The sequence below is a fragment of the Desulfotignum phosphitoxidans DSM 13687 genome, assembly GCF_000350545.1.
Classification (GTDB): Bacteria; Desulfobacterota; Desulfobacteria; order Desulfobacterales; family Desulfobacteraceae; genus Desulfotignum; species Desulfotignum phosphitoxidans.
On record NZ_APJX01000005.1, the window covers coordinates 57,741 to 81,874 of the forward strand.

39 protein-coding genes are annotated in these 24,134 nt (G+C 43.5%); 15 read left to right on the forward strand and 24 right to left on the reverse strand.

Features of this window, described 5'->3' with window-relative positions:
* Positions 1-94: 94 nt before the first annotated feature.
* Positions 95-535, reverse strand: coding sequence for a hypothetical protein (locus tag DPO_RS12085; RefSeq protein ID WP_006966231.1), 441 nt, complete (start codon positions 533-535; stop codon positions 95-97).
* Positions 536-539: 4 nt separating this feature from the next.
* Complete coding sequence (locus DPO_RS12090) at positions 540-992, reverse strand: hypothetical protein (RefSeq protein WP_006966232.1); 453 nt, start codon at positions 990-992, stop codon at positions 540-542.
* Between the two features lie 596 nt (positions 993-1,588).
* Here DPO_RS12090 and DPO_RS12095 point away from each other — a divergent pair.
* Both DPO_RS12095 and DPO_RS12100 read left to right on the forward strand, forming a co-directional pair.
* Entirely contained in the window at positions 1,589-1,867 is a 279-nt protein-coding gene (locus tag DPO_RS12095; RefSeq protein ID WP_006966233.1) for an addiction module antidote protein, read from the forward strand.
* A gap of 54 nt (positions 1,868-1,921) precedes the next feature.
* Complete coding sequence (locus DPO_RS12100) at positions 1,922-2,692, forward strand: retropepsin-like aspartic protease (RefSeq protein ID WP_006966234.1); 771 nt, start codon at positions 1,922-1,924, stop codon at positions 2,690-2,692.
* Here the strand turns inward: DPO_RS12100 and DPO_RS12105 are convergent.
* The 10 genes from DPO_RS12105 to DPO_RS12155 form a co-directional block, all read right to left on the reverse strand.
* A complete protein-coding gene (locus DPO_RS12105) occupies positions 2,687-3,376 on the reverse strand; it encodes a hypothetical protein (RefSeq protein WP_006966235.1) in 690 nt (229 codons plus the stop codon). The two genes, DPO_RS12100 and DPO_RS12105, sit on opposite strands and share 6 nt — an antisense overlap.
* 136 nt (positions 3,377-3,512) lie before the next feature.
* The gene (locus DPO_RS12110; RefSeq protein ID WP_006966236.1) at positions 3,513-3,761 is read right to left on the reverse strand and encodes a type II toxin-antitoxin system HicA family toxin; all 249 of its coding nucleotides are present in this window, start codon (positions 3,759-3,761) and stop codon (positions 3,513-3,515) included.
* Positions 3,754-4,134 (reverse strand): type II toxin-antitoxin system HicB family antitoxin, encoded by a 381-nt coding sequence (locus tag DPO_RS12115; protein ID WP_006966237.1) that lies wholly within the window; start codon positions 4,132-4,134, stop codon positions 3,754-3,756. Before DPO_RS12115 ends, DPO_RS12110 begins: the two co-directional genes overlap by 8 nt.
* 343 nt (positions 4,135-4,477) lie before the next feature.
* Positions 4,478-4,771, reverse strand: coding sequence for a helix-turn-helix domain-containing protein (locus tag DPO_RS12120; RefSeq protein ID WP_006966239.1), 294 nt, complete (start codon positions 4,769-4,771; stop codon positions 4,478-4,480).
* 200 nt (positions 4,772-4,971) lie between these two features.
* Positions 4,972-5,325: a hypothetical protein gene (locus DPO_RS12130; protein WP_006966240.1), complete on the reverse strand. Its 354-nt coding sequence runs from the start codon at positions 5,323-5,325 to the stop codon at positions 4,972-4,974.
* A gap of 61 nt (positions 5,326-5,386) precedes the next feature.
* Positions 5,387-5,728: a hypothetical protein gene (locus DPO_RS12135; protein WP_006966241.1), complete on the reverse strand. Its 342-nt coding sequence runs from the start codon at positions 5,726-5,728 to the stop codon at positions 5,387-5,389.
* An 81-nt stretch (positions 5,729-5,809) separates the two neighbouring features.
* Complete coding sequence (locus tag DPO_RS12140) at positions 5,810-6,430, reverse strand: hypothetical protein (protein ID WP_006966242.1); 621 nt, start codon at positions 6,428-6,430, stop codon at positions 5,810-5,812.
* A 25-nt stretch (positions 6,431-6,455) separates the two neighbouring features.
* Positions 6,456-7,574, reverse strand: coding sequence for a hypothetical protein (locus DPO_RS12145; protein ID WP_006966243.1), 1,119 nt, complete (start codon positions 7,572-7,574; stop codon positions 6,456-6,458).
* Positions 7,575-7,849: 275 nt separating this feature from the next.
* On the reverse strand, positions 7,850-8,290 hold the full coding sequence (locus DPO_RS12150; RefSeq protein ID WP_006966231.1) for a hypothetical protein: 441 nt from the start codon (positions 8,288-8,290) through the stop codon (positions 7,850-7,852).
* A 4-nt stretch (positions 8,291-8,294) separates the two neighbouring features.
* Positions 8,295-8,747 carry a hypothetical protein gene (locus DPO_RS12155; RefSeq protein WP_006966232.1) on the reverse strand — a complete coding sequence of 151 codons (453 nt, stop codon included), beginning with the start codon at positions 8,745-8,747 and terminating at the stop codon, positions 8,295-8,297.
* A gap of 596 nt (positions 8,748-9,343) precedes the next feature.
* Between DPO_RS12155 and DPO_RS12160 the strand changes: the two genes are divergently transcribed.
* Together DPO_RS12160 and DPO_RS23950 are read left to right on the forward strand one after the other, a co-directional pair.
* Positions 9,344-9,622, forward strand: coding sequence for an addiction module antidote protein (locus tag DPO_RS12160; RefSeq protein ID WP_006966233.1), 279 nt, complete (start codon positions 9,344-9,346; stop codon positions 9,620-9,622).
* Between the two features lie 54 nt (positions 9,623-9,676).
* A complete protein-coding gene (locus DPO_RS23950; protein ID WP_006966244.1) occupies positions 9,677-10,447 on the forward strand; it encodes a retropepsin-like aspartic protease in 771 nt (256 codons plus the stop codon).
* A 19-nt stretch (positions 10,448-10,466) separates the two neighbouring features.
* Here the strand turns inward: DPO_RS23950 and DPO_RS26070 are convergent, their stop codons facing one another.
* The 3 genes from DPO_RS26070 to DPO_RS12180 form a co-directional block, all read right to left on the reverse strand.
* Positions 10,467-11,603, reverse strand: a complete 1,137-nt coding sequence (locus DPO_RS26070) for a tyrosine-type recombinase/integrase (RefSeq protein WP_006966245.1) — start codon at positions 11,601-11,603, stop codon at positions 10,467-10,469.
* A gap of 140 nt (positions 11,604-11,743) precedes the next feature.
* A complete protein-coding gene (locus DPO_RS12175) occupies positions 11,744-11,986 on the reverse strand; it encodes a hypothetical protein (protein ID WP_006966247.1) in 243 nt (80 codons plus the stop codon).
* Positions 11,983-12,606: a hypothetical protein gene (locus DPO_RS12180; protein ID WP_006966248.1), complete on the reverse strand. Its 624-nt coding sequence runs from the start codon at positions 12,604-12,606 to the stop codon at positions 11,983-11,985. The genes DPO_RS12175 and DPO_RS12180 overlap by 4 nt, the downstream gene beginning before the upstream one ends.
* A 178-nt stretch (positions 12,607-12,784) precedes the next feature.
* On the opposite strand from DPO_RS12180, the gene DPO_RS12185 reads away from it, so the two are divergent.
* A complete protein-coding gene (locus DPO_RS12185; RefSeq protein ID WP_006966250.1) occupies positions 12,785-13,573 on the forward strand; it encodes a hypothetical protein in 789 nt (262 codons plus the stop codon).
* A complete protein-coding gene (locus DPO_RS12190; RefSeq protein WP_006966252.1) occupies positions 13,574-14,287 on the forward strand; it encodes a hypothetical protein in 714 nt (237 codons plus the stop codon). It abuts the gene before it with no gap.
* A gap of 125 nt (positions 14,288-14,412) precedes the next feature.
* On the opposite strand, the gene DPO_RS23955 is transcribed toward DPO_RS12190, so the two are convergent.
* Positions 14,413-14,706 carry a helix-turn-helix domain-containing protein gene (locus DPO_RS23955; protein ID WP_006966254.1) on the reverse strand — a complete coding sequence of 98 codons (294 nt, stop codon included), beginning with the start codon at positions 14,704-14,706 and terminating at the stop codon, positions 14,413-14,415.
* Positions 14,707-14,929: 223 nt separating this feature from the next.
* Here DPO_RS23955 and DPO_RS25540 point away from each other — a divergent pair, with 223 nt between their 5' ends.
* The gene (locus tag DPO_RS25540; protein ID WP_160166914.1) at positions 14,930-15,241 is read left to right on the forward strand and encodes a hypothetical protein; all 312 of its coding nucleotides are present in this window, start codon (positions 14,930-14,932) and stop codon (positions 15,239-15,241) included.
* A 33-nt stretch (positions 15,242-15,274) separates the two neighbouring features.
* Here the strand turns inward: DPO_RS25540 and DPO_RS12210 are convergent, their stop codons facing one another.
* From DPO_RS12210 to DPO_RS25855, 7 genes are all read right to left on the reverse strand, one after another.
* Positions 15,275-15,535 carry a carboxymuconolactone decarboxylase family protein gene (locus DPO_RS12210; RefSeq protein ID WP_006966257.1) on the reverse strand — a complete coding sequence of 87 codons (261 nt, stop codon included), beginning with the start codon at positions 15,533-15,535 and terminating at the stop codon, positions 15,275-15,277.
* 57 nt (positions 15,536-15,592) lie between these two features.
* A complete protein-coding gene (locus tag DPO_RS12215) occupies positions 15,593-17,215 on the reverse strand; it encodes a hypothetical protein (protein ID WP_006966258.1) in 1,623 nt (540 codons plus the stop codon).
* The gene (locus tag DPO_RS12220) at positions 17,202-18,242 is read right to left on the reverse strand and encodes a nucleoid-associated protein (RefSeq protein WP_006966259.1); all 1,041 of its coding nucleotides are present in this window, start codon (positions 18,240-18,242) and stop codon (positions 17,202-17,204) included. The genes DPO_RS12215 and DPO_RS12220 overlap by 14 nt, the downstream gene beginning before the upstream one ends.
* A gap of 85 nt (positions 18,243-18,327) precedes the next feature.
* Positions 18,328-18,561, reverse strand: a complete 234-nt coding sequence (locus tag DPO_RS12225; protein ID WP_040011876.1) for a DUF2188 domain-containing protein — start codon at positions 18,559-18,561, stop codon at positions 18,328-18,330.
* Between the two features lie 47 nt (positions 18,562-18,608).
* Positions 18,609-18,743: a zinc ribbon-containing protein gene (locus DPO_RS26740; protein WP_083912037.1), complete on the reverse strand. Its 135-nt coding sequence runs from the start codon at positions 18,741-18,743 to the stop codon at positions 18,609-18,611.
* A gap of 156 nt (positions 18,744-18,899) precedes the next feature.
* Positions 18,900-19,448: a hypothetical protein gene (locus DPO_RS12230; RefSeq protein WP_006966260.1), complete on the reverse strand. Its 549-nt coding sequence runs from the start codon at positions 19,446-19,448 to the stop codon at positions 18,900-18,902.
* A 4-nt stretch (positions 19,449-19,452) separates the two neighbouring features.
* Positions 19,453-19,881 carry a hypothetical protein gene (locus DPO_RS25855; protein WP_201765626.1) on the reverse strand — a complete coding sequence of 143 codons (429 nt, stop codon included), beginning with the start codon at positions 19,879-19,881 and terminating at the stop codon, positions 19,453-19,455.
* A gap of 83 nt (positions 19,882-19,964) precedes the next feature.
* Here DPO_RS25855 and DPO_RS12240 point away from each other — a divergent pair, with 83 nt between their 5' ends.
* The 3 genes from DPO_RS12240 (at position 19,965) to DPO_RS12250 (ending at position 21,085) form a co-directional block, all read left to right on the forward strand.
* Positions 19,965-20,207 carry a helix-turn-helix domain-containing protein gene (locus DPO_RS12240; protein ID WP_040011877.1) on the forward strand — a complete coding sequence of 81 codons (243 nt, stop codon included), beginning with the start codon at positions 19,965-19,967 and terminating at the stop codon, positions 20,205-20,207.
* A gap of 172 nt (positions 20,208-20,379) precedes the next feature.
* Positions 20,380-20,742, forward strand: a complete 363-nt coding sequence (locus DPO_RS12245) for a hypothetical protein (RefSeq protein ID WP_006966263.1) — start codon at positions 20,380-20,382, stop codon at positions 20,740-20,742.
* A 46-nt stretch (positions 20,743-20,788) separates the two neighbouring features.
* On the forward strand, positions 20,789-21,085 hold the full coding sequence (locus DPO_RS12250) for a hypothetical protein (RefSeq protein WP_006966264.1): 297 nt from the start codon (positions 20,789-20,791) through the stop codon (positions 21,083-21,085).
* On the opposite strand, the gene DPO_RS25220 is transcribed toward DPO_RS12250, so the two are convergent.
* Positions 21,045-21,365, reverse strand: coding sequence for a hypothetical protein (locus tag DPO_RS25220; protein ID WP_006966265.1), 321 nt, complete (start codon positions 21,363-21,365; stop codon positions 21,045-21,047). The two genes, DPO_RS12250 and DPO_RS25220, sit on opposite strands and share 41 nt — an antisense overlap.
* A gap of 75 nt (positions 21,366-21,440) precedes the next feature.
* On the opposite strand from DPO_RS25220, the gene DPO_RS12260 reads away from it, so the two are divergent.
* From DPO_RS12260 to DPO_RS12285, 5 genes are all read left to right on the forward strand, one after another.
* Entirely contained in the window at positions 21,441-21,755 is a 315-nt protein-coding gene (locus tag DPO_RS12260; RefSeq protein WP_006966266.1) for a hypothetical protein, read from the forward strand.
* Between the two features lie 173 nt (positions 21,756-21,928).
* Positions 21,929-22,219 (forward strand): hypothetical protein, encoded by a 291-nt coding sequence (locus DPO_RS25225; protein WP_152427656.1) that lies wholly within the window; start codon positions 21,929-21,931, stop codon positions 22,217-22,219.
* 328 nt (positions 22,220-22,547) lie between these two features.
* Positions 22,548-22,898 (forward strand): hypothetical protein, encoded by a 351-nt coding sequence (locus DPO_RS23965; RefSeq protein WP_006966268.1) that lies wholly within the window; start codon positions 22,548-22,550, stop codon positions 22,896-22,898.
* The gene (locus tag DPO_RS12280) at positions 22,891-23,613 is read left to right on the forward strand and encodes a hypothetical protein (RefSeq protein WP_006966269.1); all 723 of its coding nucleotides are present in this window, start codon (positions 22,891-22,893) and stop codon (positions 23,611-23,613) included. Before DPO_RS23965 ends, DPO_RS12280 begins: the two co-directional genes overlap by 8 nt.
* A 10-nt stretch (positions 23,614-23,623) precedes the next feature.
* Positions 23,624-24,133 carry an AAA family ATPase gene (locus tag DPO_RS12285; RefSeq protein ID WP_006966270.1) on the forward strand — a complete coding sequence of 170 codons (510 nt, stop codon included), beginning with the start codon at positions 23,624-23,626 and terminating at the stop codon, positions 24,131-24,133.
* Position 24,134 lies beyond the last annotated feature (1 nt).

Consider the following 24,134-nt stretch of genomic DNA (forward strand, 5'->3'; position numbering starts at 1 on the left):
TTTCACCAAAACCACCGAAGCCAGGCGCCTTTGTTTTGGCGGCATCGGCAGGCCTCCTAATCGTTTTTTGTTCACCCAGTCCTCCCATTGATCGTTAAGGGTTTTGTTCAGGGCATAAACCGACACCCGGTAGGGTCCCGTTTGGGCCGCGTTCGTATATGGTGGTTGAAAAGCCGGTGTTGGGCATCAGCCGGGGTAATTTGGGCCGGCACAGCTCCAGATCCGGCTTGTCAACGGCCAGCCAGATGTGTCGGCCAGGCTCGATGTTTCTTGTTTCAGTGGTTATTTTGACGTTGGTTCCATTGGTTGTTCCAGGCAGGGGAAAGGTGATCCTGGCCCATGGGCCGGGCAGGGGAGTTTTTGAGAATAAATTGTTGATGAAAAGGATAAATAATACGAGGCACAGGGTCGTGAGTGCCGAAACGATCATGATGGAATACAGGGTTTTTTTATGATGTGTCGAAATGGATTGTTCCGGAGTCTGATTCTCTTTGATCGCGTGAATGATTTTGTTCTTGAGATCATATTCAATCATGATGTCATTTCCTGAGAACGTTAAGAAATTTTTTAATATCCTTTTTTGCCTTTTCTTCGGCTGATTTCAGTTCGTCCCTGATAATTTTGAGCAGGGCTTGTTTCTGTCTGTCATTCAGCTGATCGCCGACCCCGGCTTCCCGGATGCATTCGTTGAGGATCTCAACGGCCGGGTCCATTGACACTATTTTTTGGGAGATGTCTTGCGGGGGTTCGCCCTCATAGAGCTGTTTTCCAATCTGCAGGAATGAAAGATAATCGTATCCACAAGCATCAGCAATTTTTACTTGAGCTTCAAAAGGGATCGGTTTTTTTCTTTCAGGATTAAGCAATTGACTGATGTAACTTTTTCCATATTCGGTCCCAATTGACAGGATTTTCTGATACCCAGTACCGGTCTCATCAATCCAGAATTCAAGGGCCTTTTGAAAGTATAAATATGGTTTTAATTCAATCATCTATCCTTCGTTTACTATACGTAAACTTAGATTGGTATATAAAAATGTTTGTTATTTATAAACTTATTTGATATTTTGTTTATTATTTATAATTATTTGGATCATGAAGCGAGGGGTTAATAAAGAAACTTGCTGAATTTATAGATTATTCAAGAGAGTTTGTCAATTGTGTACTTTTGGAGTCAGACCCATGTGTGCCGTCTTGGCATGTCTCAAAAAATATTTGGGATTTAAAATTGCTGATGTTATTGAGAATACTGGCGGAAGTGCATGGGAACCGAATCCCGGTATAGTGTTTTAACCTACTGAATTTATGAAAAATTATTAGTAATTTTTTAAGCGGGACCAAAGACCCGGGACAAAACCGGCGAGACCAGATCATTTTACCACCTTCAGAAGTCCGGCCAGGTCCATGCCGGATGAGTCCATAAATTTTTTTTGCGGGCAATCTGAGTTTCCGCATATCTTCTGACTGAATCCAGGCAGGGATGTTCGTGGCCAGTCTTGGTGTTGAAATTTTTCAAGGTGTGCTTTTTTCTTGTTTTTTTGTAGTCTGTGAACTACATTTAAATCATGAAATATGAATAGGAAGATTCATGAAAACAAACACCAGCCCATACAACCCTTTTGATTATCTGGAAACGGAAGAGGAAATCAACGAATACCTGAACGATGCGTTCATGGACGACGATCCCCAGGTGTTTCTGGTCGCCCTGGGCCATCTGGCCAGAAAACAGGGCATGCAGGAGGTGGCCAGAAGAACCGGGCTGAACCGGGAAAGCCTTTACAAATCGCTCTCCGGCAGCGGCAACCCGCATTTTTTTACCGTGAAAAAAGTGATCAAAGCCCTGGGCTGCAAGCTGGAGGTGGCGTGAAGATCAATCAATGACCTGTTCAACTTGATTCAAACTGATTCTGGGAATAGAAAGATGAAATCTGATACCAAAATATTAATAGCGATTTTTTCTCCAACGCTCATATTTGTTATCATACTGTTTTCATTGTATAATTTTTTTGGTGCACAAATTATTACTCCCCATTTTTGGACCAATTTGTTTGTCCAAAAAAAGCCTTCAAAGCAGGTCGTTAAAGGGACTGTTAGAGTTGAAAGCAAATCTTTAATTCCAGAAAAACAAATGTATCCGGTGGGCAAAAAGAAAACGGATCTTCATGGTTCTGATTTAATCTATTCCTGGATTGATGACAAGGGTGTAAAACACTTTTCAAATGTCCAGCCCAGTGGGATAACGGCTGCAATAGAAACTCAAAAAGCCCTAAAATATCAAGAATCAAAAAATTTTCCTGAAAGATTTCAAACTAAGGTTGTTATTCGGGGGAATGCAGTTTTGGTGCCCGTAAAAATTGGATATCGAGGCAGAGAGAAACAAACCTGGTTGATTTTTGATACCGGCGCAACCAGTACAGTTATCCATGATGATCTTGCAAAAAATATGGATATTGTTCCACAAAAATATTCAAGAGCACAAATTGCTGATGGAAGCATAATTCCTTCCAAGGATGCACAATTGGATTATATCATTGTGGGTCCCTACAAAATTTCAAATTTTGAAATTAAAATCATAAACCATGCCGGTGGTTCAAATTTAACAAAAGGGCTTCTTGGAATGAATTTCTTGAAATATGTTGATTACAATATCGATTTCAAAAATCAAGTGATAACCTGGTATAAAAAATCATAGTTTTTCAAACAGATACTGTCCCGGCTGCCGGGCCAGGTGATCGATGAGATCCACCATGTTCCGGTGACAGGGGATGATATGCTCGTGATCGGTCTTTGTGTGGTTCACCACCTGCCGGGCCGACACGGACCGCCGGATCCAGTTCTTGAAATAGGATTTATACCCCTTGTATGTGGCAGGCGTCTTTTTCTTTTTGGTTTCCAGCCAGGATTCAAAGTAGGGGATAACGTCGGTCCATCCGGTTTCAAGATACTTTTCGATCCGGAAAAAATACTCAGGAGTGGCCGGCAGAATCGGATTTTTGCAGGCAGGGTTTGAGCACCGCTTTTGACCGGGCTCCGGTTTCGGTCGCATGGACCTTGGTTTGTAGCCATTCAGCTTTAATTTTGGCTTTGGTATCGGTGTCGGTTCCGGCGCGGGAGAGGGGGCCGCTGCCAGTCCTGACCGGGCGGCTTCAAATGCAAGGGCAGCCTTGATGGTCTTGTATCTGACAGTGAAACCCATGACCCGGGCCTGGGCCAGCGGATCCACCCCGGGAAAAAGGGGAAGAAAGTCGTTGCAGATCAGACACACGGCCTGGTTGGGATCGATTTTCTTTTTTGCGGTGCAGATAGAATACCGGTGGCAATAGTCGCCACGGTTGATTTGTCCGGGATCTAACGGGCAGGGTGCCCCTGAATACACAAAACCCGAAGCAGCCGTACGGTTTCGGGTTTTTCAAATTGTCTTGCCATTCGGCCCTCCGTTTCCGGAGAGTCTGGGGCGCGTTTGGATGGTTTTTAAATTACAGGATGGAGGGGATTTGTGTCAAGAAATTTATTTAATTCCAAAATTCATCTTCATTTATATCAAAACGCCGCAGGGCTGCTTTAATGACTGGAACATGAATGGTTGTTTTTTTTCCGTGGTTTTTTATCGGGTACTGAGCGCCTTTGGTTGATCCTTCGGAGTCGGGCTTCAGCAGAATAATTTCAGAACCCTTGCCACGGCTTCTTGCCATTGACACCACACCAAATTTTTTCAGTTTTTTGATAAAATCTTTCAGGGTTAAGGGGTGGCGGTTAGGCATAAAAAAATGTATTGGGGGGCTCACATGTTTTCGTGATCAGCCATGGCGGGATGATTTTTTCTGGATTTGTCCGGTTTTTCATTGAATGTCTGATTTTGTATTTTCGCTCTACCTGTTCATTGCATTTGTAAAACTTCTGCCAGGCTTCAGGCGGCGCCGGGTGGAACAGGTTGTCAAGGTTATCATTGGTAAAGGCATAATCTATCTGGGCACATATAAGAGAAACGATTTCCCTCTGAGCATCATCAAAAGTCTCACCTACGGCAACAATATCAAGCTCAAGACAATGGGCCACAAAAAGTCCATCTTCCTTTGTTACCAAAACATTGGTTGTAAAGGATATGTCATTACTTTTTTTAAGAACTTTAGCCACTTTTCCTCCAAAAAAACATGATATTTTATACAATGAAAATATCACCATGTATTTCATTACGTCAAGAAGAATTCTAAACCACAGGGTCAGATTGAACGACCCGGTGAAGGGGATTTTTGAGGCACTATCCCGAGTTGGCTACAGGTGCCAATCTAATCATCCACAGCGGCCCGGAACCCTATGTTTTCAAATTGTCGGCCTCATAGGTCACCAGGTCGTTTATGAACATTGTCTGGCAATGGAAAATATACTCATGACCATTGCGGCTTATTTCAACCGATCCTGAAAAATCTTTGTATTTAATCGTTTCCATCTCCGTCTTTCTCTTTTTTTTCCGGCCGCTCTAGATCAGCCCCTCCCCGGGATCCCGGGTCAGATGTATATCAAGCTCTTTTTCCAAAGCGTCTGCGATTTTGATCAACCGTTTGAGGGTAAAATTTGTGCTGCCGTCCAGCATTTTTGTCACTGCTGTTTTGGATGTCCCAAGCTTTCTGGACAGTTCAGCCCGGGTGATTTGTCTTTCTTTCATGACCGAACATATCTGCTCGGTGATTTCCAGTATCTTGTATTCAATTTTATATTCAATGTCATTTTCAAATTCTTCAGAAAGGGCCTGGTACAAGTTTTTTTCCTTCATTTCCGTCCCCTTTGGTTTCAGATTTCAACCCCGTTTCCTGCCATCAGTCGGGCGCTGATCTCACGGGCCTTTTCAATTTCCCGGCTTTGTTGTTTCTTTTTCGGTTTGAGTTCAACCACATCGTTTTTCGGAAGCAGCTTGTATATATAAGTATAGACAAGTTGGTTTTTGCCAGGTAAAATTACCAGTATTCGACCCACTTATTTTTCAGGAGTTTTTTTCAATGACTGAACAGAATATTCCCCGGGCCGGGGCTTTTTCGGCCAGGCATCAAAGTGGCCGCAAATCCCCAGAAGTTCGGCGTCCTGGTAAAGCTTTGTTGTTTTTGCATCCAACAAAGGAAGATGCTCTGGCAGCAGCAGCTGCTCGCTGGTCACCTGTACCACGCTCCAGCCAAGACCCTGAGCATAGCGGGTAGCTTTATCCAGAGCCCCGCTTTTGGATGAATCAAAAACAATTACAAACGCATCAGCTCCCTCGATATTATGCAGCTGGGGGTTTTTGTTTTCTGGAGAGGGAACCAGATTTATCCTGATCATGTAAGGGTCTGCCATGCTGAATGCTCCTTCCACATCACCGGTTCAAGACTTAAGGTACGTTCGATCTTTATTAGCCTCATGGTAATGGTAAAGTGATTTCAGGAAATTTGGGTCTAAGTAATTCAATTAGTTTTTGAAATTCGTTTTTTTTCAGCAACCTTCCAATAAATTTGTTACCTTTAAAAAGTTTTCTATTTCCCAAATGAAGTTTGCAGCCTTGTAATGAGCGAGCCCCACTTATACAATGTGCATGTGGGGAAGATGGAAACGGGTCGGGATCCGATTTGTGAACTTGCCAGATTTCTCCGTTAACTTTTAGGTCTTTTTCAATGAAATCGAGACCATCAGATGTTTCCCAATTGGTTTTTTGGCATTTAATTTCAAGGCAATGGTTTTTGTCCTCTAACATTTCAAACATTGTCATTCTCCATTTACTGTATCTTAGAAATCAGAATCGTTTTGACAGCGCTGTGGACTAATCTTTCTCGAAGTAGTTGATTCACTTGAGCAGGGACACTAATCCAAAAGTCACTGTTAAAATAAGCCCAATCACTGCAAGTGATACTGACCATCGGTTCGTTTTCCTTATTCTTGCCAAAGAATCCTCTCTTGCTTGTATCGCCGTAGTGATCTCTCTAAGTTTACGATGTATTGCGGGCTTATCACCGGAACCTAAGAAGAGTTCAATATCAGTAATAATGCTTCTCTCCAAATCCGGCAAGCCTGCATAAGGTGACTGTTGCTCGTTCTGCTCGATAAATTTACTGATTAGTGATTTCCATTCAACCAAGACTTCACTGCCTTCCTTAGGCGGATTTTCGAGTAACTGAACAAGGTATTCTCTAAGCCAAGTAGATAGGCGCGCTGGATTTCCAGCTTCTTCTGTTCCTGTTCGCTTTACACCTCTATATAGATTTTCCATGTCCGTTACTGAGGAGATCGATTGATTTTTTAATCCCTCAGTAACAGCACTGAAAAAGCGTGATTTTTCTTTCTTTCGGCGCTCTGTTAGTCGCCGCAATAACTTACTGACCGCAGCCGCATAAGCGATGGTGGCTGCTAATGCAACGATAATAGTAATGAACTCGGAATAAGTGCTGATACCTAGAAATCCATCCATGTTCTTTCCTTTGTAACGACACAGCTCACCTGCGGCTTCGAAGCGCAGCGGAAGTGCCGTCCGGTGGAGCTCTGTGTTCGGTTTTCTGTGATTTATTATCCTGAAGATACTTACGGTTTTTTTCCAGTTCTGCTTTTTTTTCTTTCTTATGTTCTTCGACAGTTTGGGTTAATATTTGCGGTGTGGAAAGACCTGTTGCAATATTATGTAGGTCCTTTTGAATTGCCTCAAGAGATTTGGAAATTTCGTAATCAGTTGGTCTGCCAATTGTCTGCATCCCCTCGTATGGTTCAATATTAAGTTCAAAAATTTCTGGTGGTTTATTTTTACCGTCATCATTGGTGTAAGAGACTTCTATTTTTATCGGTTTCAGCTTTGGCTCTGACAAGATCTTCACAGTCTCACCAAAGAAAAATTCTATTGTTTCTTTTGCAGGCAGGTAATGCATAACTTTGAACATTGACATTTTCAAAATAGGAATGTCCTTTGATTTCAAATTTTCCTCATCTGCTATAATTTTCCATTTAATATTGCGCGCAGCTCCACCACCAATATTTCTGATTATCATGTTTATTATCATGTTGCTTATTCGAGCAGGGATCAAATAAACTTCTATTTTTGGTTCAGAATCCTTTTCCCTAATTTTTTTTGTTTCATTAGCTAATTTTTTGTTTAGTAAAAGCAGAACGAAAGTGAATAAAACCATTATTGCGCCTTGCGATTTATTTGTTGCAGCAATGATTGTCTTTACTATCCCAATTATGCAAGACAGGAGGCTTGTTATACTCTCAAAGAAATTTTTGTAATCTGTATCCGAACCTTCAGAAACTCTACCAACATCAGATCCAGGCACTTCAGATTTTTTTGAATCTTTTGTAATGATTTGTGGTTGTTTCTTGTTTTTAGAAAGTTCTATGTCGCTTGGCGATGGCTTGGATTGTATAGGTTCAGTTTTTTGATTTGCTTCATCATTGTTACCTGAGTGGATACTTCCTGTAAAATCGGTAGCGGCTGAAATTGTGATGGGGAGACTAATCAGGGCACACAGCAAAGATAGGCAGAACCATTTTTGCCACTGGACTAAAAAATTACATTTTTTTGATTTCAGTGAAACAAATATTCCAAAGTATTTTTTAATTTCCATAGAACCGAACAATTATGATGTTTAGATCAGTCTATTAATTATTATCCAGCAGCTAACTTATAATCCGTCTATCTTAATGATATTTAAACTTCAGAAAATCTAAAGGTTAAAATCCGCGGACTATTCCCCTGATTGATCTGTTCGGCTGCCGGTCCGAAAATACCTCCTAAGTATTTTCCATTTTCACCAAAACCACCGAAGCCAGGCGCCTTTGTTTTGGCGGCATCGGCAGGCCTCCTAATCGTTTTTTGTTCACCCAGTCCTCCCATTGATCGTTAAGGGTTTTGTTCAGGGCATAAACCGACACCCGGTAGGGTCCCGTTTGGGCCGCGTTCGTATATGGTGGTTGAAAAGCCGGTGTTGGGCATCAGCCGGGGTAATTTGGGCCGGCACAGCTCCAGATCCGGCTTGTCAACGGCCAGCCAGATGTGTCGGCCAGGCTCGATGTTTCTTGTTTCAGTGGTTATTTTGACGTTGGTTCCATTGGTTGTTCCAGGCAGGGGAAAGGTGATCCTGGCCCATGGGCCGGGCAGGGGAGTTTTTGAGAATAAATTGTTGATGAAAAGGATAAATAATACGAGGCACAGGGTCGTGAGTGCCGAAACGATCATGATGGAATACAGGGTTTTTTTATGATGTGTCGAAATGGATTGTTCCGGAGTCTGATTCTCTTTGATCGCGTGAATGATTTTGTTCTTGAGATCATATTCAATCATGATGTCATTTCCTGAGAACGTTAAGAAATTTTTTAATATCCTTTTTTGCCTTTTCTTCGGCTGATTTCAGTTCGTCCCTGATAATTTTGAGCAGGGCTTGTTTCTGTCTGTCATTCAGCTGATCGCCGACCCCGGCTTCCCGGATGCATTCGTTGAGGATCTCAACGGCCGGGTCCATTGACACTATTTTTTGGGAGATGTCTTGCGGGGGTTCGCCCTCATAGAGCTGTTTTCCAATCTGCAGGAATGAAAGATAATCGTATCCACAAGCATCAGCAATTTTTACTTGAGCTTCAAAAGGGATCGGTTTTTTTCTTTCAGGATTAAGCAATTGACTGATGTAACTTTTTCCATATTCGGTCCCAATTGACAGGATTTTCTGATACCCAGTACCGGTCTCATCAATCCAGAATTCAAGGGCCTTTTGAAAGTATAAATATGGTTTTAATTCAATCATCTATCCTTCGTTTACTATACGTAAACTTAGATTGGTATATAAAAATGTTTGTTATTTATAAACTTATTTGATATTTTGTTTATTATTTATAATTATTTGGATCATGAAGCGAGGGGTTAATAAAGAAACTTGCTGAATTTATAGATTATTCAAGAGAGTTTGTCAATTGTGTACTTTTGGAGTCAGACCCATGTGTGCCGTCTTGGCATGTCTCAAAAAATATTTGGGATTTAAAATTGCTGATGTTATTGAGAATACTGGCGGAAGTGCATGGGAACCGAATCCCGGTATAGTGTTTTAACCTACTGAATTTATGAAAAATTATTAGTAATTTTTTAAGCGGGACCAAAGACCCGGGACAAAACCGGCGAGACCAGATCATTTTACCACCTTCAGAAGTCCGGCCAGGTCCATGCCGGATGAGTCCATAAATTTTTTTTGCGGGCAATCTGAGTTTCCGCATATCTTCTGACTGAATCCAGGCAGGGATGTTCGTGGCCAGTCTTGGTGTTGAAATTTTTCAAGGTGTGCTTTTTTCTTGTTTTTTTGTAGTCTGTGAACTACATTTAAATCATGAAATATGAATAGGAAGATTCATGAAAACAAACACCAGCCCATACAACCCTTTTGATTATCTGGAAACGGAAGAGGAAATCAACGAATACCTGAACGATGCGTTCATGGACGACGATCCCCAGGTGTTTCTGGTCGCCCTGGGCCATCTGGCCAGAAAACAGGGCATGCAGGAGGTGGCCAGAAGAACCGGGCTGAACCGGGAAAGCCTTTACAAATCGCTCTCCGGCAGCGGCAACCCGCATTTTTTTACCGTGAAAAAAGTGATCAAAGCCCTGGGCTGCAAGCTGGAGGTGGCGTGAAGATCAATCAATGACCTGTTCAACTTGATTCAAACTGATTCTGGGAATAGAAAGATGAAATCTGATACCAAAATATTAATAGCGATTTTTTCTCCAACGCTCATATTTGTTATCATACTGTTTTCATTGTATAATTTTTTTGGTGCACAAATTATTACTCCCCATTTTTGGACCAATTTGTTTGTCCAAAAAAAGCCTTCAAAGCAGGTCGTTAAAGGGACTGTTAGAGTTGAAAGCAAATCTTTAATTCCAGAAAAACAAATGTATCCGGTGGGCAAAAAGAAAACGGATCTTCATGGTTCTGATTTAATCTATTCCTGGATTGATGACAAGGGTGTAAAACACTTTTCAAATGTCCAGCCCAGTGGGATAACGGCTGCAATAGAAACTCAAAAAGCCCTAAAATATCAAGAATCAAAAAATTTTCCTGAAAGATTTCAAACTAAGGTTGTTATTCGGGGGAATGCAGTTTTGGTGCCCGTAAAAATTGGATATCGAGGCAGAGAGAAACAAACCTGGTTGATTTTTGATACCGGCGCAACCAGTACATTTATTCATGATGATCTTGCAAAAAATATGGATATTGTTCCACAAAAATATTCAAGAGCACAAATTGCTGATGGAAGCATAATTCCTTCCAAGGATGCACAATTGGATTATATCATTGTGGGTCCCTACAAAATTTCAAATTTTGAAATTAAAATCATAAACCATGCCGGTGGTTCAAATTTAACAAAAGGGCTTCTTGGAATGAATTTCTTGAAATATGTTGATTACAATATCGATTTCAAAAATCAAGTGATAACCTGGTATAAAAAATCATAGTTTTTCAAACGTGAGTGAATCATTTCACCACCTTCAGGAGCCCGGCCAGATCCTTCCCGGATGAGTCCATTAATTCCCGCTTGCGGGCAATCTGAGTTTCCGCGTATGGACGGACAGAATCCATTCGAGCATGATCCGTGAGCACCTGAAGATCAGACAGCGATCCACCCAGTTCATTGACAAACTGGCTGCACGACGAATGCTTCAGACCGGAATACATATCGATGTTTTCCCCGGTGTCTTTGCATGCCTGGCGCCACAATATGTTGAGTGATTCCAGAGTGTACCTTTTTCCGTTCTTCCGGGCCCGGGGATTTTCAAACAGATACTGTCCCGGCTGCCGGGCCAGGTGATCGATGAGATCCACCATGTTCCGGTGACAGGGGATGATATGCTCGTGATCGGTCTTTGTGTGGTTCACCACCTGCCGGGCCGACACGGACCGCCGGATGATGAACACCTTGTTGATGATGTCATAATCACATTTATGCAGGGCACAGGCTTCCCCTGGGCGCCGGTAATGATATTTGAGAAACCAGAAGATGGACTGGTGAATCTCCGGGATGGCCTCGATGACCTTGACCTGGCGGTCGGACGGCAGCCATTTGATACTGGGGGCCACGATTTTGTAGTCGGACCGCTTTGGAAACGGCGGGATCTCCGGGATCCGCTTTGCCCGCCATGCATAATCCAGGAAGGCATGAAAGCACATCATGACATTGTGTTTGCCTTTGCCGGACAGGCCCAGGCTCTCCAGGAGTTTGTCCAGGGTGTCCAGCTGGATCTCGTGGAGTTGTACCGGGTGCGACTCAAAAAACGGCCGGATCCAGTTCTTGAAATAGGATTTATACCCCTTGTATGTGGCAGGCGTCTTTTTCTTTTTGGTTTCCAGCCAGGATTCAAAGTAGGGGATAACGTCGGTCCATCCGGTTTCAAGATACTTTTCGATCCGGAAACATTTGTTTTCAACATCTCCCTGCATCTGCGCCAGCAGCTTGTCAGCCCGCCGATAACCGTCATCCTTGCGTTTGTCCCGGATGCCGTTGCCGTGCATCAGCCGTCCTTTGTACCGGCTGATCTTGTAAATATTCCCCTGCCAGGACCAGGACACCACCCACCGGCGGCGGTCCTTCCTGAAAACAATAGAACCGGACATGCAATCCTCCTGTGATGCATACAGGTAATTCCGATTCATATGTTTTTTTTCAGGGGAAGTCAATCCGCCGGCCTCCTACCACATCCCGACAAGGCCGCCGAAAGCAAAGCCGGCAGCGGCCGCCAGGGCCATTAAAAATATCAGGTTGCCTGTGTTAATCCACATGAGGCCCCTCCCATGGATTTTTCAAGGGTTTTCAGTTTCGCGGCCAGCAGTTTGATCATGCTCGATCTTTGGCCGTTTGCTTTTTCATACGCTAGGGCGCGGCGGACCAAATCCGGATCAGTGACAAAATTTAACGATACCCGGCAGTCCTGAACTGACGTGTTGACCATCCGGATGTGTGCCGGCGTTTTTTTGAAATAGTCATAAGGATCTGTCATGCCGTCACCTCCTTGCCGATCGGGGGGCCGGCCTCAATCCAACCGGTGTTTTTCAATCCCTGATTTCTGCGGCATGACATCTCTTGTTTTTTCCGCTGGCAGGGTTTGCAATAATAACTCAGACCATCCGGATTGCGATTGTTCCGGAAAAAATACTCAGGCGTAGCCGGCAGAATCGGATTTTTGCAGGCAGGATTTGAGCACCGCTTTTGACCGTGCCCCGGTTTCGGTCGCCTGGACCTTGGTTTGCGGCCATTCAGCTTTGATTTTGGCTTTGGCACCGGTGTCGGTTCCGGCGCGGGAGAGGGGGCCGCTGCCAGTCCTGACCGGGCGGCTTCAAACGCCAGGGCAGCCTTGATGGTTTTGTATCCGACAGTGTATCCCATGACCCGGGCCTGGGCCAGTGGATCAACCCCCGGAAAGAGGGGAAGGAAGTCGTTGCAGATCAGACACACGGCCTGGTTGGGATCGAGTTTCTTTTTTGCGGTGCAGATAGAATACCGGTGGCAATAGTCGCCACGGTTGATTTGCCCGGGATCGAGCGGGCAGGGTGCCCCTGAATACAAAAAACCCGAAGCAGCCGGACGGCCGGTTTCGGGTTTTTCAAATTGTCTTGCCATTTGGCCTCCGTTTCCGGAAGCCTGGGGCGCGTTTGGATATTTAAAAACTTACAGGATAGGGACGTTGGGTGTCAAGTATATTTTTGGGTGATATGGGTTTCTGTTTGACTATGCGACCAGCGTGATGATATTTAGGCTGTAACATCACAAAATGTTAAGTGAAAATATTTGTATTATTATGGATAAACAAAAAGTTTATAATATTATTCAGTACGCGCTGCTGGTCGCAGGCCAGGAAGATGATTTCAGGGACCGGGACCTTGGACCCATTCATTTCATTAAATACGTATATCTTGCCGATCTCCACCATGCCATGCACAATAATGGCAAAACATATACGGGTATTCAATGGAAATTCCATAAGTTTGGCCCATGGTCAAACGATGTAAATGATTGCATCGCTCCGGCTCTTGATGAAATAAACGCCACCTTCAAACCTTTCAAAAGTCAGTATGAAGGAAGCGATGATATTAAAAGATGGTTCATAAGAGATGAAGATTTGCTTGAAAAAATGGGTGTGAAACTCCCTCTGATTATCTCTGGAGTTGTTGAATCAATAGTTCACCAGTTCAAGAAGGATACCGCAAGCCTTCTTGAACATGTTTATCGGACAAAGCCCATGTTGAAGGCAGCCCCTGGAGACGTGCTTGACTTTAACTGTGTCGCAAAAACACCTGACCAGAAAACTGAATTCAAGTCCAAATTTGACCAGCTGTCTGCCAGGAAACAGAAAAAATTTAAGCAGGCTGTCCAGGCCATGAGAAAAAAACGGTTGGAACATGGCGTTTCGGGGAGGAGTATTTATGTTAACTCCCCATTGCCCATTAAATATGATGATGTTTATGTAAATGGGCTTGAATGGGTTGAGAGTCTTTCTGGGGACAAGTTTCAAAATCAGAATCTTGAGGCAGAATTTTCAAACGACATCTGGTATTCTGACAACAGAAAGGGAGTGTTTTCCGATTAAATGGTTTACCCACTGGATTCAATTCAAGCGTTTGATGAATCTCAACCCTGGTGGGAACATACAGACAGCAAGGCCATAGAAAGAGGTTCGCTGATTTGGGCGTTTCTTCCATATGTCGATCAGGTGCCATATGAGGTTGTCCCCAGGGGGCGGAAAGAGCCCACGCTACACGACAGGGCATATGTCACCATAAAGCCATTGGATATAAAAAAAACGGGGAAAAGATCTGATCTGCCGGTTGCCGCAATGCCTTTAGGAAGCAAAGAGGTATGGTCTTTGTATAGGGCCAAAAAGCGGCCAAGTTTGGTGCTTGCAAAAACGAAAACCGCTGTTGACAGATCTGTTTTGCACGGTAATCCAAGAAAGAATATAGCCCCATCTCTGATAGTGGCCCCGTATTTCGGTGTTGACCAAGAAGGAAACAGAGCCGGATATCCACCTGAATTTGTAGAACGGGTTCGCCACATCTGGTATCCTCAATTTTTTTGGGATATGCTCCCTATTTCAGGAACATCTGAATCTCTGCTGCGCTTTGAACAGACCCAGCCAGTGGGCTATAACTATCTTTCATATGAAACCACCGGCTACAAATTGAGCGAATACGCCATGTCCGTCATAGATGAGGTGTTCCATTTCTATTTGAATGATAATATGCTGGCTGAAGGGATATTAAAAGCCTACCAGGATGTGATTAAAGCCCTTTTTTATGACTGAATTATCCTTCAGTTCATGCCTTCGGCTTCCGGGCCAATCCAGACATTGCTTATCTCAACCGATCCGATAAAATTTTTGTATTTAATCGTTTCCATCTCTGTCTTTCTCTTTTTTTACCGGCCGCTTTAGATCAGCCCCTCCCCGGGATCCCGGGTCAGATGTATATCAAACTCTTTTTCCAAAGCGTCTGCGATTTTGATCAACCGTCTGAGGGTAAAATTTGTGCTGCCGTCCAGCATTTTTGTCACCGCTGTTTTGGATGTCCCAAGCTTTCTGGACAGTTCAGCCCGGGTGATTTGTCTTTCTTTCATGACCGAACATATTTGCTCGGTGATTTCCAGTATCTTATATTCAATTTTATATTCAATGTCATTTTCAAATTCTTCAGAAAGGGCCTGGTACAAGTTTTTTCCCTTCATTTCCGTCCCCGTTGGTTTCAGTTTTCAACCCCGTTTCCTGCCACCAGTCGGGCGCTGATCTCACGGGCCTTTTCAATTTCCCGGCTTTGTTGTTTTCTTTTCGGTTTGAGTTCAACCACATCGTTTTTCGGAAGCAGCTTGTATATATAAGTATAGACAAGCTGGTTTTTGCCAGGTAAAATTACCAGTATTCGACCCACTTATTTTTCAGGAGGTTTTTTCAATGACTGAACAGAATATTCCCCGGGCCGGGGCTTTTTCGGCCAGGCATCAAAGTGGCCGCAAATCCCCAGAAGTTCGGCGTCCTGGTAAAGCTTTGTTGTTTTTGCATCCAACAAAGGAAGATGCTCTGGCAGCAGCAGCTGCTCGCTGGTCACCTGAACCGCACTCCAGCCAAGACCCTGAACATAGCGGGTGGCTTTATCCAGAGCCCCGCTTTTGGATGAATCAAAAACAATTACAAACGCTTCAGCTCCCTCTATATAATGCAGCTGAGGGTTTTTGTTTTCTGGAGAGGGAACCAGATTTATCCTGATCATGTAAGGGTCTGCCATGCATCATGCTCCTTTCACCCGTTTTTCTGTTTAAAATATTCCATGGCTTTCAAAACAAAACGGGCATAGGCCCCGGCCTGGCCACCGCCCATTTCGATGGCCACATCAATGGTTTCATAAATTTCTTCATCAGTGGCGCCATGCTGAAGGGCCTGGTCAAGATGCCATTCCATGCAGGGCTCACACTTTGTGACAATTGAAATGGACAGCGCCATCAATTCTTTGGTTTTTTTGCTGAGCGACCCATTTCTGAACGCTTTTTCTTCCAGCTCCAAAAAAGGCTTGTACGTCTTGACGTTTTCAAGGAATGCCAGGTGGGTTTTTTCCTGTCTTCAATGCTTTGCTGAATCTTTTTTTCGGTCAGGTCTTTCATTTTTGGTTTTATCGGGGGAATTTGCACTCTGGCTTCCCAAAATAACACTTTCGGTGTCTGAATGATAGGATTTCAACTGTTTTGCTGCCATGTTCCTATGGCCATAATATGTTAAACCTAAGACAATTGAAATCAAAAGCAAATGGGTTATAATCCACATCCATGTATATTTGCATCTCTTTTTGTTAATGTATAATAAATCTGCCTTGTGTTCTCGATCATGGTTGAAAATTTTTTCAATATCCAACTTATCGAGAATATCTTCATATCGCTCTTTCAAATTTTGATAATTAGTTTTGAAGCGCTCTTTGTCTGTTTTGATTTCCAACCATAGCATTATCATATAAGACAATGAAATTATGATAAAAAATACAGATAATGTTGCGATCTCAATGGTTAATACGTAGTCAAACCTCTGAGTGACTGAAACCCTTATTATAAATAACGAAGCGAAAAAAGTAACGATTGCCAGCAGACAATTTCTAAAAGGCAGCGCTATCGTATCAGCTATCTGGTTTGCTCTCTGATTCATCTTGTGGATGTTTTCCACCACTTGTTTTTTGGTTGCAATGTATTGTGAAATATTTTGCTTTAAATATATGTCATAACCTGATTTGATGGAACTTAAGACATCTTCGGCCAGTAAAAATGGATTGTTTTCCTTGATATGGATAGTGATAATATTCCTGGCCAATCCGATTTTGTCACTCAGATTTCCTTCGTTATAAGTCCATTCATAAATATCAAAATATTGTTTCGTTTCCTCTTCTTTAAGATCGCTGAAATTAATTACACCTGATATCTGTCTATAACCTCTTAATTTATAATACAGTTCATTATCTTCATCCCGGGAGGTGATATCAAAAAGATATATTATTGACAGCAAAAGGGTGTGGCGGGAAAAAAGTTCATTCAGACGTTCGTCTTCAGATTGGGCTAAAAGAAAAAAATCCTCGGGTATCAACTTGCAGTCAGATGAGTTGGCAAAGTGACAATTTTCTGCCAATTTATTAATCAAGCGGTTACGTTTCTCTCCAGCACCTTCTTTTTTCACGCACTCAGCTTGTTGAAATCCCTTATTAAAAAAATAAATATTTTCAGAGTAAAACGGTTTTATATCTTCAACAACTTCAAAATTGATATATTGGTTTTGAAGTATTTCTGCGAAACAGTGCCAAAAGCTTTTAATCTTATAGCTCAACCATTTTTCAGTAATTTTTTCTAAAGAATAAATTGTGAGCGTATTGTTGACGGCAGTTTTTGAAATTTCAATTTTGATATTGAGGGTACTATTTTCTTCAATAAATTTTTTTGAATCGCCTAATTCTTTAAGGAATGAAGCTATTTGGTTTGGATCTTTTTGAGACAAAAGGGTTACAGGATCGCCGTGATCAATAACCACCATAAGCCTTAGTTTATCTCTGTCTGTGATGGTCGATAGAGCATTAGTGAGATCTTTTTCAAATGGGATTTTCAGATTTTGAATGTTCGAGTCAAAATATAAAGAATTATGATCTTCTTCAAAAGTATTATTGGTATACTCCTCCGAAAAAATTTTGATAATATTCTCAATGGAGTTCATCTGTTTTTTTGGCCCTGTGGAAATGTCTGAAACCTTGATCTGATTGGATCATGATATATTTTTTGCCATCATCACCTTCTTTGGGTTTAACGATATCCTGCAAGGATTCTATACTGGATTTTATGTTCAGGTCAATATGTTCGTGCAGAGGGATGATGGTTCTTTTTTGTTTGGCTGTTATTTCTTCAGGAGTTATGGTAAAGTTCCTGTCGAATGTATATTTTGCCGGAAGTTTTTCTAAATCCGTCTTTAGTTTATCCATGTTCAAATTTGAATCATCTGGTTTCAAAACACCAATGATATAATTGATCATGTCATCGAAAATAAATTCATTTTGTGTTTTAAAATACCCAATAAGCGCATTGCGAAGGAATAAATGATCCGCCGGATAATTTTTTTTAACTGTTCTATTTAACAGAGCATCGATAGCTCCGAAAGCAGTGCTTGTATTTTTTTCATTGGTGTTTATTTCGTCTAATTCTAAAAAATCCTGCCACCAATATACAGATATTCTGGATTGTGTATCATAAACAACCACTTTATATATTTCATTGTCCGCAATCTCTATCATACAGGATTTCAACACTTTTTTTTCAAAAGGCAACCCTACTTTTTTTTTCAAATCAAATTCATCAATAAAAGCATTGTGGTCAACTTTTGTTATAATGACAAAGTCTTTTCCGTCTATTTCCAAATATGACTGTAATAGGCTCCCCTTTTGGACTTTTGTCAAATGTTCAATTTTTTTCTGAATTTTTTTCTCTTCGGACAAAAGCCTGTCGGCAATTATTTGAGTGTTGGCCTCATAATTTTCATCGTCGATAATGGATTTCACGGCAGAAACAACCTCGGTTGTGGGACTTCTGAATTTGAAATGGCGATTGTCTTTTGAGCTGCGAATGCCCTGGATAAGTGTTTTTATATAATCATTCAAATCTTGCTCATCGGCAATTGGACTGGCGTCTAACTTATCCGAGGATAGATTTATATGATGCAATGAGTTATTGTGGAATACCATTTCTTCCATTTCAGCCTCCAAAATAAATGTTTGCTATTTCACTTCACAAGTCAGCGGAAAGTGTAATTGGCCATTGGCTTTTATGGTTGTTTGATTATCTCTTATCCCTTGGTGGATTCGGATCACCACCATGACTGTCAGGATTTTGGATAGTACCGTTTTTTTTATGGACGATGAATTCCGATTTTTGGTTCTTACTCACCCCTCGTCCATAGTCAACCGCATCTTGTTTTTTATCGAAATGCTTGATTGATATGGATCCACCCCCTTTTTTAAAATCCCAACCTCCATCAGAATTTGGGACGACATGGTGTGTCTTTCGTGACATTTTCGTATTCTCCCCTTTTGATGGTTAATGTTAAAACCGTGAATCACTTAAGGACGATATTGGGTGCCATTGCACTTAGGGCACGGGGGCAATGTATCAGTGCTATCGTCGAGTTGAACAGTTTGACCACAGCTCACACATGTATAAATTCCTTTACCTGGTCTTTCTCCGGTTGTTGACATTTTTTTTCCTTTTTTGAAGGTTATGGTTTTGCCAATGGCCAATTGACAATATAACGAAAATTTTTAATCACATGTTCCGCAATCGGCTACCGGTGGTTTTTTGCCAAAGCAATCCCCTGGCGCTCTCTCATTGGTGTTCGTTTTCGGAAATATTCCTTAAGTATTTTCCATTTTCACCAAAACCACCGAAGCCAGGCGCCTTTGTTTTGGCGGCATTGGCAAGCCACCTAATTGTTTTTTGTTCACCCAGTCCTCCCATTGATCGTTAAGGGTTTTGGTCACGGCATAAACCGACACCCGATAAGGTTCGTTTGGGCCGCGTTCGTATATAGTGGTTGAAAAGCCGGTGTTGGGCATCAGCCGGGGTGACTTGGGCCAGCACAGCTCCAGATCCGGCTTGTCAACGGCCAGCCAGATGTGCTGGCCAGGCTCGATGTTTCTTGTTTCCGCGGTTATTTTGACTTTGGTTCCAGTGGTTGTTCCAGGCAGGGGAAATGTGATTCTGGCCCATGGGCCGGGCGGGGGAGCTTTTGAGAATAAATTGTTGATGAAAAGGATTGATAATACAAGGCACAGGGTCGTGAGTGCTGAAACGATCATGATTGAATACAGGGTTTTTTTATGATGTTTCGAAGTTGATTGTTCCGGAGTCTGATTTTCTTTTATCGCTTGAATGATTTTATCCTTGAGGTCACTTTCAGGCATAAGGTCATCCCCTGAGAACTTTAAGATATTTTTTGATGTCCTGTTTTGCTTTTTTTTCGGCGGATTTCAGTTCGTCTCTTATGATTTGGAGCAGGGCCTGCTTCTGTTTGTCATTAAGATAATCCTCTGCCTCGGCTTCCTGGATACATTCTTTGAGGAACTCAACGGCCGGGTCAATGGGAACTATTTTTTTAGAAAGATTTTGTGATTTACCTTTTTCAATGCCGACCATGGCATCATAATCCATACCGATTTTAGCAGCTACAAAGCGGCGCCAGGTTTCGTCACCACATCTTCTTCCAGCAAGAACGTTAGAAATATAGCCTTGGGAAACATTAAAAAATTTTCCAAGCTCGTGTTGGGTGCCTTTAAAATTAGAATCAACCCATATTTTCAGGCTGTTGCAAAAATTTATTTTAATTTTTTCTTTCATTTCAAAAAGGAATAACATAAAAATTTAATCCAAGGTGGATTTTTTTCTTGACAGCTATTCCAACTTGGAATAACAATAGACCCATGAAACCACACATTTCAAATTTGGCCAAAGAGATCGGCATCTCCCAGGGTTTTTTCAGCAACATCCTGGCCGGTCGGAGACGGCCTCATTACAGGACCGGTAAGGACATTGCCCGGGTCACCCTTACCACCGTCGAACTCTGGATGGAGGGTGATCCGGCGGACATGAGAAAAGCTGTTGAAAACTATCATCAGCGGGCCATCAAAAAAGCCATGATCAATTCAAAAGGAGAGGCAGCATAACTTATGGCCGGCATCATGAATTTTTTATTAACTTTTATTAAGGGATTGGATCGATTGACATATGTGTCATGGTGCCGGCCGCCAATCCTGTCATTGTCACCATATCAACCTGAAATATCAATTGGAACGTCGAAATGACCGGTGTTCCGTCAACCAGACAGGAGTGAACAGAATGGAAGACAAACCCAAAAACACCATCACCGAAGAATGGGCACGGTCCTCATACGCCATTACCACACATCCGCAATCCGATAAAACCGAACTGACCATATGGGAAAATGGAACCGCTACCACCATTGAATTGGACAGGGTTAGCCTATCTGTGATGGTTGGACATCTTAAAAATCTAGCAGATTCAGAACTTAGCCTTCACACCATTTCAAAAATTTATCAAGGAATTCTGAAATTGAGTCACGGTTGTTATGCGATACAAAACGCATTGTCAACGGAAGGCAAAGAAAACGCATTTGTTTCCAATAAAATCAACCGAATTCGGGAAGATGTTAAGGCTATAGAAAATAGCCTGGCTCTCTAAATAGAAATGATCGGCGTTTTGTCAACCAACACCAGGAGGTCCAGCCATGAACATTTCACGCATTGAAATCCTGAAGCAGCCCAACGGCAAGTATGCAGCTTACGATGTTGAGGAAGAGTGTTTTGAGCTCACCAACTTTGAAACCCCGGAGGACATAAAAGCGTTTTTTTTAGACCGGGTCGACGGGATACTTTCAGAGCAAATCCACTATGCCGCCCGGTCCGCTGACAGGTTCAACATGTATGCCGAGCTGTACAAGATCAAACACGGCCTGGTCGATGACGAAAAAGAGGATGCCCGGGCTACTCTTCTGGAAATGGGCGTATCGGTCGAGGGTTCGTGACATGGTCGTCTCTGCCGGCCCTATCATACAACCTTTTGACATCGATTTCCGGAGAATGGATGAATTCTTTTCTGGCAACATTGCCCATTTTATCCCTGAGATTCCAAATCGCCTGCTGGGCTTTCTTGGTCAGTTCCAGGGGTTTGCTTTCCTTCCCGCTCAATCGGTAATGTTTGCTGATTTCCACATCGATTTTGCCCAGGCGGTCATACATGGTCTGAAGCTCGAGTCCAAGCTGATCATGCTGTTCCAGGGTAAATCCTGGCTTTCTTTTTGCCATTTCAAGTTCCTTTCTACTTTAAATGATTTCAATCCAGCCTTTTGTTCAATCAATAAGTAAAGGAGACGGATTAAAATGTCAAACCAATCAATCCAACCCATCACCACCCCGGCTCAGTTCTTCGATGAGCTGGAAAAGTTTCAGCAAGCCTTCGACTACCACCTGGAGCTGTTGAACAAAACCGACACTATTGAAAAATCGGTTGCCGAGGGCCTTGAGATCAGGGCCAAGCTGCTGCACCAGGCAGCGGCCAAGGTGTTGCCGCGGGGCAAAAACAAAGCCCGGATTCTCAGCCATTTGACCTGGTGCCACAAAGATGCCCATTCCTGGGCAACGCTATTTGCAGTATCACAAGATCAACCAGAAAACAAAGCAGGACTATCGAAATGAACCGCAAACCGACACGCACACCGGTGGTACCATGGGAATGGTTTTCCGGAGCAATTTACCATCTGAAAAGTAAATCCATAGTTTTGAAAATCTGGAATTGTTCTGAAAGGACACTGCTTCGATGGAGCGCTAACCCAGCAACCACCAAATCCATCACAAAGAATCCCCTGTTCATGCTGGGAATTACTTTAGAAAAACTCATGGAGAAAGGCAAAGACGATTTTGCCCGGTCCGCCGTGGACTACCTGGCCGCCATTGTCGGCTGCACCCTGGTGTGTGACGGCGAGATCCGACCGGACAAGGACACCCTGGCAGATGAATGCCTGGATGACCTTCCGGCCCTGGCTGACTTTCACACCGCCCTCCGCGAGAAACAACCCCTGCCGGTGGTGCGTGAATTGTGCCGCAAGGCAAAACAGGACATTGATGAATCCCTGGCCCTGTTCGAGGGCCAGGAAAAATAACCCATAACATTGGAGAGTCTGGGGCGCGTTTGGATACAACCCCCAGACGAAAGGAGGTTTTTTGAAGGCATTGGTTGGAATATTATTTGTAATCGGCATCAATATGGCCGGATCTGACGGGGCATGGTTTCCATGGGCCAACTGTCTTGGCGGCATTCTCTTTCTTTTATCTTTGCCGATGGTATGGAGGATCAAAGAGTGAACATGAAATGCAGATGCGGCAAAATGATGACGATATACCGGACGATACAGGGCAAGAAGTCCGTCGTGTATCACTGGATCTGCCCGGCCTGCGGATATAAAACCACTACTGTTGAGGAGAAATAAAATGCAGGAAATGAAAAACGTCACCATCGAAACCATGTCCGACGGGGCCGCCATCGAGCGCGCCAACCTCGAGCTGGACCGGGTGCTGAAAAACATCCTGGACAAAAACACCAACCCCACAGCGGCCAGAGAAGTGGTTTTGAAAATCAAACTCAAACCCAGAAACGACCGGGCCGCTGCCGAGGTGACCATTCAGGCCACATCAAAGCTGGCCCCGGTCATGGGCCACAACACCGAAGTCTATATCGGCACTGACATATCTGGACAGCCGGAATGCACGGAGATTTTCCAGGCCGACCTTTTTCCGGAACACAATAAATTAACCCCCTTCAGGAGAGAATCAAATGATTAAAGAAGCGATTGAAAAAATACTGACCATGGCCCGCCCGGAGGTGGTGGAAATTGACGCCCGGGAATATCTTCTCAAGGGCCGTGATCCGGCGGTTGAAGTTTATCCGAAAACCATTCAAATCAACAATCTTTCAGGTATTGTTGATTACTGTTCTGAAGATCCGGAAGAAATCGGGAGCTTCCTTGTCCATGTTTGTGATTACAACAATGTGTATGTTTATACACCAATGCACGGTCCGTTCAACATCCGCCCGGAACTGATCAAAGCATCTGCCAGGCTGTGCGGCTTTAATTTCGGCATCCCATATGGATACGAAGATTTCGTGGTGGCCATGCACACCAATTTTGTTCAGAACGAGGACCGGGACTATGTGCTCAAGTTCATCGGCAGCGTCCGCGTGGATGCCAATTCTAAAATCGAGGATGACGGCATTTCCCAGACCCTGACGGCAAAACAGGGCGTGTCTTCCCTGGTGAAGGATATCCCCATCAAAAACATTCTGACACTGAAGCCTTATCGCACATTTTCGGAAATTGAGCAGCCGGAATCGGTGTTTGTCTTCCGCATGAATGTGGCTGACGGCAAACCGGTTTTCTCGATTCACGAAGCCGACGGCGAGGCATGGAAACAGGCGGCAATTGAAAGGATCAAGGACTATCTGTTAAGGCGGACAGGGCCTCAAGAAATAGCGGCAACCGTTTCCATTGTTGCATAGGGAGGGCTCTGTGAAAATCATCAGATCATTTACCGGTGCGCAAGGCACCGGTAAAACCACAGCGGCCCTGCAGCTAGCCCAGCAGGAAAAGCTGTATAACCCAGGCAAGTCCGTCCATGTCCTGGCGGACCTTGAGGCGTTTTGTCCGTTCCATATCAACCAGGCCGGATCAGAAAAAACCCAGGCCTGGATCTTCTCCAACCAGATCCGGACGGAGATGGAGGCCATTCACCGGTTCGACATCACAGTCACGGACCGCACCATTGTCGATGTGATCGCCTACACCCGCGCCCTGGGCTTCCACAGCCTGGCCGAGGGCATGCTCAAGTACGCGGAGCACCACTGCCAGTATTACAGCAGCATCCACTTCAAACAGATCCAGTACAACCAGCACTGCCACCCGGACGGCATCCGGGATACAGACCTGGAATTCCGGCAGGAGGTGGAGAACACCATGCTGGAAATATACTGCCTGCTGGAAACACACGGCATGCTCCCAGGGGGAATCTATCGTGTATAGC

Excerpts from the sequence above, each read along its gene's own strand:
- DPO_RS12130 (WP_006966240.1), bottom strand. The coding sequence starts at position 5,325 with ATGGCAGACCCTTACATGATCAGGATAAATCTGGTTCCCTCTCCAGAA.
- DPO_RS12095 (WP_006966233.1), top strand. The coding sequence starts at position 1,589 with ATGAAAACAAACACCAGCCCATACAACCCTTTTGATTATCTGGAAACG.
- DPO_RS12220 (WP_006966259.1), bottom strand. The coding sequence starts at position 18,242 with ATGGAAGAAATGGTATTCCACAATAACTCATTGCATCATATAAATCTA.
- DPO_RS12240 (WP_040011877.1), top strand. The coding sequence starts at position 19,965 with ATGAAACCACACATTTCAAATTTGGCCAAAGAGATCGGCATCTCCCAG.
- DPO_RS12155 (WP_006966232.1), bottom strand. The coding sequence starts at position 8,747 with ATGATTGAATTAAAACCATATTTATACTTTCAAAAGGCCCTTGAATTC.
- DPO_RS12135 (WP_006966241.1), bottom strand. The coding sequence starts at position 5,728 with ATGTTTGAAATGTTAGAGGACAAAAACCATTGCCTTGAAATTAAATGC.
- DPO_RS26070 (WP_006966245.1), bottom strand. The coding sequence starts at position 11,603 with ATGTCCGGTTCTATTGTTTTCAGGAAGGACCGCCGCCGGTGGGTGGTG.
- DPO_RS12140 (WP_006966242.1), bottom strand. The coding sequence starts at position 6,430 with ATGGATGGATTTCTAGGTATCAGCACTTATTCCGAGTTCATTACTATT.
- DPO_RS25225 (WP_152427656.1), top strand. The coding sequence starts at position 21,929 with ATGCTGGGAATTACTTTAGAAAAACTCATGGAGAAAGGCAAAGACGAT.
- DPO_RS23965 (WP_006966268.1), top strand. The coding sequence starts at position 22,548 with ATGCAGGAAATGAAAAACGTCACCATCGAAACCATGTCCGACGGGGCC.
- DPO_RS23955 (WP_006966254.1), bottom strand. The coding sequence starts at position 14,706 with ATGAAGGGAAAAAACTTGTACCAGGCCCTTTCTGAAGAATTTGAAAAT.
- DPO_RS12175 (WP_006966247.1), bottom strand. The coding sequence starts at position 11,986 with ATGACAGATCCTTATGACTATTTCAAAAAAACGCCGGCACACATCCGG.
- DPO_RS12160 (WP_006966233.1), top strand. The coding sequence starts at position 9,344 with ATGAAAACAAACACCAGCCCATACAACCCTTTTGATTATCTGGAAACG.
- DPO_RS25540 (WP_160166914.1), top strand. The coding sequence starts at position 14,930 with ATGACTGAACAGAATATTCCCCGGGCCGGGGCTTTTTCGGCCAGGCAT.
- DPO_RS12280 (WP_006966269.1), top strand. The coding sequence starts at position 22,891 with ATGATTAAAGAAGCGATTGAAAAAATACTGACCATGGCCCGCCCGGAG.
- DPO_RS12120 (WP_006966239.1), bottom strand. The coding sequence starts at position 4,771 with ATGAAGGAAAAAAACTTGTACCAGGCCCTTTCTGAAGAATTTGAAAAT.
- DPO_RS12100 (WP_006966234.1), top strand. The coding sequence starts at position 1,922 with ATGAAATCTGATACCAAAATATTAATAGCGATTTTTTCTCCAACGCTC.
- DPO_RS12260 (WP_006966266.1), top strand. The coding sequence starts at position 21,441 with ATGTCAAACCAATCAATCCAACCCATCACCACCCCGGCTCAGTTCTTC.
- DPO_RS26740 (WP_083912037.1), bottom strand. The coding sequence starts at position 18,743 with ATGTCAACAACCGGAGAAAGACCAGGTAAAGGAATTTATACATGTGTG.
- DPO_RS12245 (WP_006966263.1), top strand. The coding sequence starts at position 20,380 with ATGGAAGACAAACCCAAAAACACCATCACCGAAGAATGGGCACGGTCC.
- DPO_RS25220 (WP_006966265.1), bottom strand. The coding sequence starts at position 21,365 with ATGGCAAAAAGAAAGCCAGGATTTACCCTGGAACAGCATGATCAGCTT.
- DPO_RS12150 (WP_006966231.1), bottom strand. The coding sequence starts at position 8,290 with ATGATTGAATATGATCTCAAGAACAAAATCATTCACGCGATCAAAGAG.
- DPO_RS12250 (WP_006966264.1), top strand. The coding sequence starts at position 20,789 with ATGAACATTTCACGCATTGAAATCCTGAAGCAGCCCAACGGCAAGTAT.
- DPO_RS12085 (WP_006966231.1), bottom strand. The coding sequence starts at position 535 with ATGATTGAATATGATCTCAAGAACAAAATCATTCACGCGATCAAAGAG.
- DPO_RS23950 (WP_006966244.1), top strand. The coding sequence starts at position 9,677 with ATGAAATCTGATACCAAAATATTAATAGCGATTTTTTCTCCAACGCTC.
- DPO_RS12180 (WP_006966248.1), bottom strand. The coding sequence starts at position 12,606 with ATGGCAAGACAATTTGAAAAACCCGAAACCGGCCGTCCGGCTGCTTCG.
- DPO_RS12185 (WP_006966250.1), top strand. The coding sequence starts at position 12,785 with ATGGATAAACAAAAAGTTTATAATATTATTCAGTACGCGCTGCTGGTC.
- DPO_RS12225 (WP_040011876.1), bottom strand. The coding sequence starts at position 18,561 with ATGTCACGAAAGACACACCATGTCGTCCCAAATTCTGATGGAGGTTGG.
- DPO_RS25855 (WP_201765626.1), bottom strand. The coding sequence starts at position 19,881 with ATGAAAGAAAAAATTAAAATAAATTTTTGCAACAGCCTGAAAATATGG.
- DPO_RS12145 (WP_006966243.1), bottom strand. The coding sequence starts at position 7,574 with ATGGAAATTAAAAAATACTTTGGAATATTTGTTTCACTGAAATCAAAA.
- DPO_RS12110 (WP_006966236.1), bottom strand. The coding sequence starts at position 3,761 with ATGCCTAACCGCCACCCCTTAACCCTGAAAGATTTTATCAAAAAACTG.
- DPO_RS12215 (WP_006966258.1), bottom strand. The coding sequence starts at position 17,215 with ATGAACTCCATTGAGAATATTATCAAAATTTTTTCGGAGGAGTATACC.
- DPO_RS12230 (WP_006966260.1), bottom strand. The coding sequence starts at position 19,448 with ATGCCTGAAAGTGACCTCAAGGATAAAATCATTCAAGCGATAAAAGAA.
- DPO_RS12090 (WP_006966232.1), bottom strand. The coding sequence starts at position 992 with ATGATTGAATTAAAACCATATTTATACTTTCAAAAGGCCCTTGAATTC.
- DPO_RS12190 (WP_006966252.1), top strand. The coding sequence starts at position 13,574 with ATGGTTTACCCACTGGATTCAATTCAAGCGTTTGATGAATCTCAACCC.